This is a genomic window from Methylorubrum sp. POS3, from assembly GCF_043352485.1.
Lineage (GTDB): Bacteria > Pseudomonadota > Alphaproteobacteria > Rhizobiales > Beijerinckiaceae > Methylobacterium > Methylobacterium suomiense.
Genome location: NZ_JAPRBT010000001.1, coordinates 634,439 through 644,321, shown reverse-complemented (window position 1 = coordinate 644,321; position 9,883 = coordinate 634,439). Strand labels below are relative to the sequence as shown.

The window sequence follows — 9,883 nt, the reverse complement described above, 5'->3', positions numbered from 1 at the left end:
TCGGCCCCTCCGGCTGCGGCAAGTCCACCCTGTTGCGCCTCGTCGCCGGGCTGGAGCCGCCGGAGGCGGGCCGCATCGCCGTCGATGGACGGCGGGTCGAAGGCCCCGATCCGTCGCGCCTCCTCGTGTTCCAGGACCCGACGCTCTATCCCTGGCGTACGGTGCAGGGGAATGTGAGGCTCGGGCTTGAGGCCCGCGGCGTCGCGAAACCGGAGCGCGCAGCGAAGGTCGAGGCGGCGTTGCGCCTCGTCGGGCTCGATGGCTTCGCCGAGGTGTTTCCCCACCAGCTCTCCGGCGGCATGGCGCAGCGCGCGGCATTGGCCCGTGCGCTGGTGAACGCGCCGCGCCTGCTGCTGCTCGACGAGCCGCTCGGCAAGCTCGACGCCCTGACCCGGCTCGCGCTGCAGGCCGAAATCCTGCGGCTCTGGCAGGAGACACGCTTCACCGCCCTCCTCGTCACCCACGACGTGGAGGAAGCCCTGGTGCTGGCCGAGCGGGTGATCGTGCTCTCCGACCGCCCGGCGGCGATGCGCGCGGACCTCCCCGTCGATCTGCCCTACCCGCGCCACCGCGACGACCCCGAACTGGTGCGCCTGCGCCGCACGATCCTCGGCCAACCGATCTGATCGGCGGACCCCTCAGGACGATGCGTCCCGCTTCGGGAAGGCGCTGAGCGAGACCCGCGCCACCTCCCGCAGGGCCTCGCGGTCGGCGCCGGAAGAGGCCAGGACGCCCATGCCCGAGGCGACGGTCGAGAGGAAGCGGGCCAGCGCCGCCGGGTCGGCCTCCGGGCTGAGATCGCCGTCGTGCCGGGCCTGGACGAAGCGCTCGCGCAACTCCGCCTCGCCCTGGGCGCGCCGTGCGGCGAGCTCGAACGGGATGTTCTCCGAGCCCTCGCCGCAGGCGAGCCCGCCCTGCACCAGCAGGCAGCCGGGCGGGTTGGCCGGATCGGTGTGGCTCTCGGCGATGCTGCTCAGAAACCGCTCCGCCACCTCGCGCGCCGTCGGGCCCGCCAGGACGTAGTGCATATGCGCCGAGCGGCGCTGCGCGTAGCGGTCGAGGGCGGCCTTGAGCAGGCCCTCCTTGCTGCCGAAAGCCGCGTAGAGGCTCGGCGGCTTGATGCCCATCGCCTTGGTCAGCATCGCGAGGCTCGCCCCGTCGTAGCCGTGGCGCCAGAACACCTCCATTGCCTCGTCGAGGGCCTTGTCCGCGTCGAACGACCGGGGCCGTCCCATCGCCATTGTCTGCCGGCTCCAACTTTTGTATCGAGTGATAGATAAGTCTCTTGACGTTCCGCGTCCATACCGACATGTGTAGTGAACCCTACAGATGTTGGAGCCGGCCGTGGACCCTCATCGCGACACTTCCCTGACCCGTTTCCTCTTCCGGCGCAGCGCCGGAGTCGGTTTGGCCCTCGCCCTGCTCGCGGGTGGCTCCTACCACTTCGCCTCCGGTCCGCTGCTCAAGGGAACACCGGCGGTCGCGGCGACGCCCCAGCCCGAGCCCACCGCACCTGCCGCGGTCGCTACGATCGAACCGCGCGAGGTCGTTCTCTGGGACGAGTTCTCCGGTCGGCTGGAGGCGGTCGAGCGCATCGACGTGCGGGCCCGCGTCGGCGGCGCGATCCAGGCGACGCACTTCGTCGAGGGCGATCTGGTCAAGGCCGGTGACCTTCTCGTCACCATCGATCCGGCGCCCTACGCCGCGGAGGTCCAGCGCCTGGAGGCCCAGGTCGCGGGTGCCGAGGCGCGGGTGGCGCTGACCGCGAGCGATCTCGATCGCGGGCGCCGGCTGTCCGACCAGCAGATCGTCACGGCGCGCGACCTCGACGTGCGCGCCAATGCGTTCCGGGAGGCGAAGGCCGGCCTCGATGGGGCGAAGGCGGCCCTGGAGGCGGCCCGGCTCAACTTGAGCTACACGCAGGTGCGGGCGGCGGTGAGCGGGCGCGTCGGCCGCCGCGAGATCACGCCGGGCAACCTCGTGGCGACCGGCGCCGGGGCTGCGGTGCTCACCACCCTCGTCTCGGTCGATCCGGTCTACGCAAGCTTCGACGCGGACGAGACCGTCGTCCTCAAGGCGCTCGCCTCCATCGCCGGCCCCGCGGGGACGCGCGGCAAGCTCGACCGCATCCCGGTCGAGATGGTGACGGCGGCGGGCACCCGCGCCCGCGGCCATCTCCAGTTCATCGACAACAGGGTCGATGCCCGCAGCGGCACGGTGCGGGTGCGCGCCACCTTCGCCAACGGCGACGGGCACCTCATCCCCGGCCAGTTCGCGCGGATGCGGCTCGGCCAAGTGGCGCCCGAGCGGCTGATCCTCGTGGACGAGCGGGCGGTGGGCACCGATCAGGACAAGAAGTTCGTCCTCGTCGTCGGAACGGACGACCGCGCCGCGTTCCGCGCCGTCACCCTCGGGCGCGCCGTCGAGGGCCTTCGCGTCGTGACCTCCGGCCTGTCGGCCGGCGAGCGCATCGTCGTCAACGGCCTGCAGCGCATCCGCCCCGGAACGCTCCTGCGGCCCGAGGCCGTGGCGATGGGCCAGCGCACGCCCGGCGCCAGCCAGCTCGCCAGCGCCGAAGCGCCGTAGCCTCCAGTCCTCTCCCCCACTCCCGATCCGACCCGCGCGACCGCCCCTTCGGCGGCTGCCCGACGCCTCGTGCCCGATGCCCGACCCCGGAGGGCGACATGAACCTGTCCAAGTTCTTCATCGACCGCCCGATCTTCGCGGGCGTGCTCTCGGTCATGATCTTCATCGGCGGGCTGATCTCGCTCTTCGCGATGCCAATCTCCGAGTATCCGGACGTGGTGCCGCCCTCGGTCGTCGTGCGCGCGACCTTCCCCGGCGCCAACCCGAAGGTCATCGTCGAGACCGTGGCGACGCCGATCGAGGAGCAGATCAACGGCGTCGAGGGCATGCTCTACATGTCGAGCCAAGCCACGACCGACGGCATCATGACCCTGACCGTCACCTTCCGGCTCGGCACCGACCCGGACAAGGCGCAGCAGCTCGTGCAAAACCGCGTCTCGCAGGCCGAGCCGCGGCTGCCGGCGATCGTGCGCCAGCTCGGCATCGTCACGGTGAAGTCCTCGCCCGACCTCACCATGGTCGTGCACCTCGTCTCGCCCAACGGGCGCTACGACATGACGTATCTGCGCAATTACGCGGTCCTGAACATCAAGGATCGCCTCGCCCGCCTCGACGGCGTCGGCCAGGTGCAGCTGTTCGGCTCCGGCGACTATTCCATGCGCATCTGGCTCGACCCGCAGCGGGTCGCCGAGCACGGCCTGTCGGCGGGCGACGTGGTGCGCGAGATCCAGGCCCAGAACGTGGAAGCCGCCGCCGGCGTCATCGGGGCCTCGCCGGCCGTGCCCGGCCTCGACCTACAGCTTTCGCTCAACGCCGAAGGGCGCCTCACCAGCGAGGAACAGTTCGGGGAGATCGTCGTGAAGACCGGCGAGAACGGCGAGATCACGCGCCTGCGCGACATCGCCCGGATCGAACTCGGCGCCTCGGACTACGCGCTCCGCTCGCTCCTCGACAACAAGTCGGCGGTGGCGATCCCGATCTCGCAATCGCCCGGCTCGAACGCGATCCAGATCTCCGACGAGGTGCGCCGGACCATGGCCGAGATCAAGCGCAACATGCCGGAAGGCATCGACTACCAGATCGTTTACGATCCGACACAGTTCGTGCGCGCCTCGATCGAGGCGGTGATCCACACGCTGCTCGAAGCCATCGCCCTCGTGGTGCTGGTGGTGATCTTGTTCCTGCAGACGTGGCGGGCCTCGATCATCCCGCTGCTCGCCGTGCCGGTCTCCATCGTCGGCACCTTCGCGGTGATGCATGCCTTCGGCTTTTCCATCAACGCGCTGAGCCTGTTCGGCCTCGTGCTCGCCATTGGCATCGTCGTCGACGACGCCATCGTCGTGGTCGAGAACGTGGAGCGCAACATCGAGGCGGGCCTATCGCCCCGCGACGCCAGCTATCAGGCGATGCGCGAGGTCTCGGGGCCGATCATCGCCATCGCGCTGGTGCTGGTCGCGGTGTTCGTGCCGCTGGCCTTCATCAGCGGTCTGACGGGCCAGTTCTACAAGCAGTTCGCGCTGACCATTGCGATCTCGACGGTGATCTCGGCGATCAACTCGCTCACCCTCTCGCCCGCCCTCTCGGCGCTGCTCCTGCGCGGCCACCACGCCCCGAAGGACCGGCTGACCCGCGTACTCGACGCCGGGCTCGGCTGGTTCTTCCGCCGCTTCAACCGCGCCTTCGGACGGGCCTCCGACGCCTACGGGCACGGCGTGCGCGGGGTCGTCTCGCGTAAAGGGGCGATGATGGTGCTCTACCTCGTCCTCGTTGGCGTGACCGTGGGACTGTTTCAAAAAATTCCCGGCGGCTTCGTGCCGGGCCAGGACAAGCAGTACCTCGTCGGCTTCGCGCAACTGCCCGACGGCGCCACCCTCGACCGGACCGAGGACGTGATCCGGCAGATGAGCGAGATCGCCCTGAGGGAACCCGGCGTCGAGAGTGCAGTCGCCTTCCCCGGGCTGTCGATCAACGGCTTCACCAACTCGTCGAACTCGGGAATCGTGTTCTCGACGCTGAAGCCCTTCGAGGAGCGTAAAGGTCCGGCGCTGAACGGCGCCGCCATCGCGATGTCGCTCAACAAGAAGTACGCCGCGATCCCCGAGGCCTTCATCGCGATGTTTCCGCCCCCGCCCGTCAACGGGCTCGGCACCATCGGCGGCTTCAAGCTGCAGATCGAGGACCGCGCCGGCCTCGGCTACGAGGCGCTGAACGAGGCGACCAAGGCGTTCATGGCCAAGGCCGCCCAGGCGCCGGAGCTGGTCGGGCTGTTCTCCAGCTTCCAGATGAACGTGCCGCAGCTCTTCGCCGACATCGACCGCACCAAGGCGCGCCAATTGCGCATCCCGGTCACCGACGTGTTCGACACGCTGCAGATCTATCTCGGCTCGCTCTACGTCAACGACTTCAACCGGTTCGGGCGCACCTACTCGGTGCGCGTCCAGGCCGACGCGCCGTTCCGCGCCCGCCAGGACGACATCGGCCAGCTGAAGGTGCGCGCCGGATCGGGCGAGATGGTGCCGCTGTCGGCCCTCCTTCAGGTGCGCCAGACCGCGGGCCCGGAGCGCGCCATGCGCTACAACGGCTTCCTGTCGGCCGACATCAATGCGGGCGCCGCCCCCGGCTTCTCCTCGGGCCAGGCGCAGGCGGCGGCCGCACGCATCGCCGCCGAAACGCTGCCGCGCGGCTTCGCGTTCGAGTGGACGGATCTCACCTATCAGGAGTTCATCGCGGGCAATTCCGGAATCTGGGTCTTCCCGCTGGCACTGCTGCTCGTCTTCCTCGTGCTCGCGGCGCAGTATGAGAGCCTGGCGCTCCCGCTCGCGATCCTGCTCATCGTACCGATGGGCCTGCTGGCTGCGATGTTCGGGGTCTGGCTGTCGGCGGGCGACAACAACGTCTTCACGCAGATCGGCCTGATCGTGCTGGTCGGCCTGTCGGCCAAGAACGCCATCCTGATCGTCGAATTCGCCCGCGAGCTGGAGTTCGCCGGCCGCTCGCCGGTCCAGGCGGCGATCGAGGCGAGCCGCCTGCGGCTGCGCCCGATCCTGATGACCTCCATGGCCTTCATCATGGGCGTGCTGCCGCTCGTCACCGCGACCGGCGCCGGATCGGAGATGCGCAGCGCCATGGGCGTGGCGGTGTTCTCGGGCATGATCGGCGTGACGGCCTTCGGCCTGTTCCTGACGCCGGTCTTCTACGTGCTGCTGCGCCGCCTCTCGGGCAACCGCCCGCTCAAGCAGCACGGCGAGGGCGTCGCGATCGGGGCTCGAGACAGGATCGAGCAAGCCGCTTAGGGCCCAGGGCAGGGATCTGGACCGTACGCATCCGATGTCGGATCAGCCCGGAAATGGGACAGACGCCTTCGAGGCCACCGCCTCGGACGGGCCTCGATCGGTCGTCGAGCTGCTCGTGAATGCCCGGCTCCGGGTGGTGCGTTGGAGGCCGCTCACCACCCCATCCGGACCTCCGGCGGACAGAGGTCGAATGTCCGCTTGGGGTCAAACTGAGGCACCGCTGGCAGCGCCCGACCATCGCCAGCCGGAACGGCTTCCGCTAAGCAGACTCACGCTGTGAGTCCGCTCGCGGCAGCCCTCCTGCCGGACCGATTCTCGGCTCCATGACACACGGCTCCGCCGCCTCGGACGATGCCTCGATCGCCGGCGATTCCTGGCTCGCTACGGCGCAGATCCTCATCGTCGACGACGAGCCGGGCATGCGCAACTTCCTCGTCCGCACGCTCGCGCCGCGCTGCGCCCGGGTCGAGGCGGTCGGCGATACCGTCGCCGCGGGCCGGCTGATCGAGGCGAGCCATTTCGACCTCATCATCCTCGACAACATCCTGGGCGGACGCACTGGCCTCGCCTGGCTGGCGGAGCTGCGCCGCGACGGCCTGTTCACCGACGTGATCCTGATCACCGCCTTCGCCGATCTCGAAACCGCGATTGAGGCCGTGCGGGCGGGCGCGGCCGACTTCGTGCTGAAGCCTTTCCGAACCAAGCAGATCCTCAACGCGGTGGTGCGCTGCCTCGACCGCGCGGCCCTGCGGCGGGAGAACTTCGTCCTGCGCCGCCAGCTGACGGTGCCGGCCCGCACGCAGGCGGTCGAGCGCATCGTCGGCACCTCGCCGCAGATGGCGGCGGTCCGCGACCTCGTCCTGCGCGCCGCCCCGACGCGCAGCACCGTCCTGATCACCGGCGAGTCGGGGACAGCCAAGGAGATCACGGCGCGCGCGCTCCACGAGCAGTCGCCCTTCGCCGACCGGCCGTTCGTGCCGGTCAATTGCGGGGCGATCGCCGCCGACATCATCGAAAGCGAACTGTTCGGCCATGTGAAGGGCGCGTTCACCAGCGCCGCTTCCTCCCGCGAGGGATTGTTCTTCTACGCGCAAGGCGGCACGCTCTTCCTCGACGAGATCGCCGAATTGCCCCTGGCGATGCAGGCCAAGCTCCTCCGGGTGATCGAGGATCGCAAGGTCCGCCCCGTCGGCTCGGACCGCGAGATCCCGATCGACGTGCGCCTGATTGCCGCCACCAACGCCGACCTGCCCGAGCGGGTCGCGGATGGCCGGTTCCGGGCCGATTTGTTCTACCGGCTCGACGTCGTCCGCATCCACCTGCCGCCCTTGCGCGAGCGGGTCGAGGACATCGAGCCGTTCACGCGGATGTTCATGGATCAGCTCTCGCTCCAGCTCGCGTTGCCGCCGCTGCCGATTTCCATGAGCGTGCTGCAGCGCTTCGAGGCCTATCCGTGGCCCGGCAATGCGCGGGAACTGCGCAACCGCATCGAGCGGGCCCTGATCCTCGGCACCTTCGACGAGCCCGGCTCCAGCGCGCCCGCCGAGCCGCGCACCGACGACCTCGCCGATGTCGAGAAGCGCCATATTCTGCGGGTGCTCGCCGCCTGCGACGGCAATCGGGCGGAAGCCGCGCGCCGGCTCGGTGTCTCGCGCAAGACTCTCGACCGTAAATGCGCGGAATGGAATGCCGAGCCGCCCGCCGACCTCTGAGCCGAACTCCGAGCCTTCCGTGGGCCGCTGGGGGCTGCGCTCGGTCCGCGTCCGCCTGCTCGCCCTCGCATTGCTGCCGACGGTGGCGGTGCTGCCGATCGTCCTCGGCTTCGCCCTGTTCTGGTGGCTTGCCGAGTTCGACGCGCTGCTGGTCTCGAAAGCGCGCGACGACCTGATCATCGCCCGCCAGTACCTGCGCCGCATCATGGAGCGGGGCGACGAGCAGATCGCCACACTCGGCCAATCCGCCGCCTTTGCCGAGGCCGCCCGCACGGGCGGGCTCGACGCGCTGCTCGAAGCACGTCGCAGCGCGCTCGGCCTCGACTTTCTCTACCTGACGGCGCCCGACGGCACGATCCTGGCCGCCTCGCCCGTGGGCGCCAAGCCGTCGAGCCCGACGCATTGGCGCGTCGTTGCCGCCGCGCTCGCCGGCAAGCCCGAGACTGGCCTCGACCTGTTCGAGGCCGGCGAGATGACCGCGATCTCCCCCGCCCTGGCGACGCGGGCGCGCCTCGATCTCGTGCCGACGACGGCGGCGGCCGAGACTGACCGCACGGTCGAGACGCGCGGCCTCGTCATCCATTCGGCGAGCCCCACGCCGCTGGCCGACGGCGGCAACGGCGCCCTCGTCGGCGGCTCGCTGCTCAACGGCAATCTCGGTTTCGTCGACACCCTCAACGAGCTGATCTACGCCCCCGCCGGCTTGCCTGCCGGCGGCCAGGGCACCGCGACGCTGTTCCTCGACGACGTGCGCGTGGCCACCAACGTGCGCCTGTTCGGCAATCGCCGCGCCCTCGGTACGCGGGTCTCGCGGGAGGTGCACGACGCCGTGCTGGGCCAGGGCCGCACGTGGCTCGACAGCGCCTTCGTCGTCAACGATCGCTACATCTCGGCCTACGAACCCATCGCCGACAGCGCCGGCCGGCGGATCGGCATGCTCTATGTCGGCTTCCTCGAACGGCCGTTCCGCCTCGCGCGCTGGGCAATGGTGGCGGCCGTGCTGGCCACCTTCGCGGTCGCGGCCGTCATCACGCTTCCGTTCCTGCTGACGGTTGCCCGCGCGATCTTCCGGCCGCTGGAACGCATGAACCGCACCATCGCGGCGGTCGATGCCGGCGATCTCGGCGCCCGCACTGGAACGGTCGTCGGCCACGACGAGATCGGGATCGTGGCGCGCCGCTTCGACGAGCTGCTCGACCGCCTCCAGGCCCGCGACGCGGAGCTGCGCGCCTTCGCGCGCGAACTCGACGACCGCGTCGAGGAGCGCACGCGCCAGCTCGAGGAGACTCAGCGGCAGCTCGTGATGTCGGAAAAGCTCGCCTCGATCGGCGAGATCACCGCCGGCGTTGCCCACGAGATCAACAATCCGATCGCGGTGATCCAGGGCAACCTCGAAGTCGCCCGCGAGGCGCTGGGTTCAGCGGCGGACGAAGTGCGGACCGAATTCGACCTGATCGACCAGCAGGTCCACCGCGTGAACATGATCGTCACGCGCCTGCTGCAATTCGCCCGGCCGGACGAGTATGCCGGCTACGTCGAGACGGTGGTGCCCGCCGAGGTCGTGAGCGACTGCCGCGTGCTCGTCCGCCACCTGCTCGAACGGGCCGATATCGCGGTCGAGAGCGGTGACACGGCAAACCGGACCGTCGAGGTCAGCCGGACCGAATTACAGCAGGTCGTCATCAACCTGATGGTCAACGCCATCCACGCGATGCCCGAAGGTGGCCGGCTCCGGCTGGCGACGCGGGACGAGGACCGCTCCGGCACCCCCGGCGTCGCGATCGAGGTCGCGGATACCGGCGTCGGCATCCCGCCCGACCGGCTGCAAAAAGTGTTCGACCCCTTCTTCACCACCCGGACCCACGGCGGCACGGGGCTCGGCCTCTCGATCAGCTACACGCTGATCGCGCGCTACTGCGGCCTGATCACCGTCGAGAGCGAGGTCGGACGCGGCTCTGCCTTCACGGTCTGGCTGCCGACACGGCAGGTAACGAACTGATGTGGGCTCGCCCTCCGGCAGGTTGACGATACCCAGCACCTGCGGCCTTGCGGCAGCGGGAACGCCGGATATCGGAGTTTGGGACCGAGGTTTAAACGACACCGCGGCCGCCTTTGCCCGTCGCCGCGGTGTCGTTCAGAGGGTATCGATCGAGCCACTGGTCGGACCAACGGCCGCCCGTTTCGGTGAGCGAAGCACGCCGTGTGGCATAAATCCTATGGCACGGACGCGTCACCTTCCCCAGGAGGCAGTCCAGGGCCAGCTGGGCGACCAGGGACGTGACGAACCCGAGC

Annotated in this window: 6 protein-coding genes; 5 read left to right on the top strand and 1 reads right to left on the bottom strand. The window is 69.7% G+C overall.

Going from position 1 to position 9,883, the window contains the following annotated elements; genetic code table 11:
- Positions 1-626, top strand: a 626-nt coding sequence (locus OWC43_RS03090) for an ABC transporter ATP-binding protein (RefSeq protein ID WP_393955668.1), incomplete at its 5' end; no start/stop codon positions are given.
- Between the two features lie 12 nt (positions 627-638).
- Here the strand turns inward: OWC43_RS03090 and OWC43_RS03085 are convergent.
- Positions 639-1,241, bottom strand: coding sequence for a TetR/AcrR family transcriptional regulator (locus OWC43_RS03085; protein WP_137828781.1), 603 nt, complete (start codon positions 1,239-1,241; stop codon positions 639-641).
- A gap of 88 nt (positions 1,242-1,329) precedes the next feature.
- Between OWC43_RS03085 and OWC43_RS03080 the strand changes: the two genes are divergently transcribed.
- The 4 genes from OWC43_RS03080 to OWC43_RS03065 all read left to right on the top strand — a co-directional run bounded on the left by OWC43_RS03080 (position 1,330) and on the right by OWC43_RS03065 (position 9,590).
- Positions 1,330-2,586, top strand: a complete 1,257-nt coding sequence (locus tag OWC43_RS03080) for an efflux RND transporter periplasmic adaptor subunit (protein ID WP_393955667.1) — start codon at positions 1,330-1,332, stop codon at positions 2,584-2,586.
- Positions 2,587-2,684: 98 nt separating this feature from the next.
- Entirely contained in the window at positions 2,685-5,879 is a 3,195-nt protein-coding gene (locus OWC43_RS03075) for an efflux RND transporter permease subunit (protein WP_393955666.1), read from the top strand.
- Between the two features lie 323 nt (positions 5,880-6,202).
- On the top strand, positions 6,203-7,591 hold the full coding sequence (locus OWC43_RS03070; protein ID WP_393955665.1) for a sigma-54-dependent transcriptional regulator: 1,389 nt from the start codon (positions 6,203-6,205) through the stop codon (positions 7,589-7,591).
- Positions 7,566-9,590: a cache domain-containing protein gene (locus OWC43_RS03065; protein ID WP_393955664.1), complete on the top strand. Its 2,025-nt coding sequence runs from the start codon at positions 7,566-7,568 to the stop codon at positions 9,588-9,590. The genes OWC43_RS03070 and OWC43_RS03065 overlap by 26 nt, the downstream gene beginning before the upstream one ends.
- Positions 9,591-9,883 lie beyond the last annotated feature (293 nt).

Coding starts and splice junctions, on each gene's coding strand:
- OWC43_RS03065 (WP_393955664.1), top strand. CDS start 7,566: ATGCCGAGCCGCCCGCCGACCTCTGAGCCGAACTCCGAGCCTTCCGTG.
- OWC43_RS03080 (WP_393955667.1), top strand. CDS start 1,330: ATGTTGGAGCCGGCCGTGGACCCTCATCGCGACACTTCCCTGACCCGT.
- OWC43_RS03070 (WP_393955665.1), top strand. CDS start 6,203: ATGACACACGGCTCCGCCGCCTCGGACGATGCCTCGATCGCCGGCGAT.
- OWC43_RS03075 (WP_393955666.1), top strand. CDS start 2,685: ATGAACCTGTCCAAGTTCTTCATCGACCGCCCGATCTTCGCGGGCGTG.
- OWC43_RS03085 (WP_137828781.1), bottom strand. CDS start 1,241: ATGGCGATGGGACGGCCCCGGTCGTTCGACGCGGACAAGGCCCTCGAC.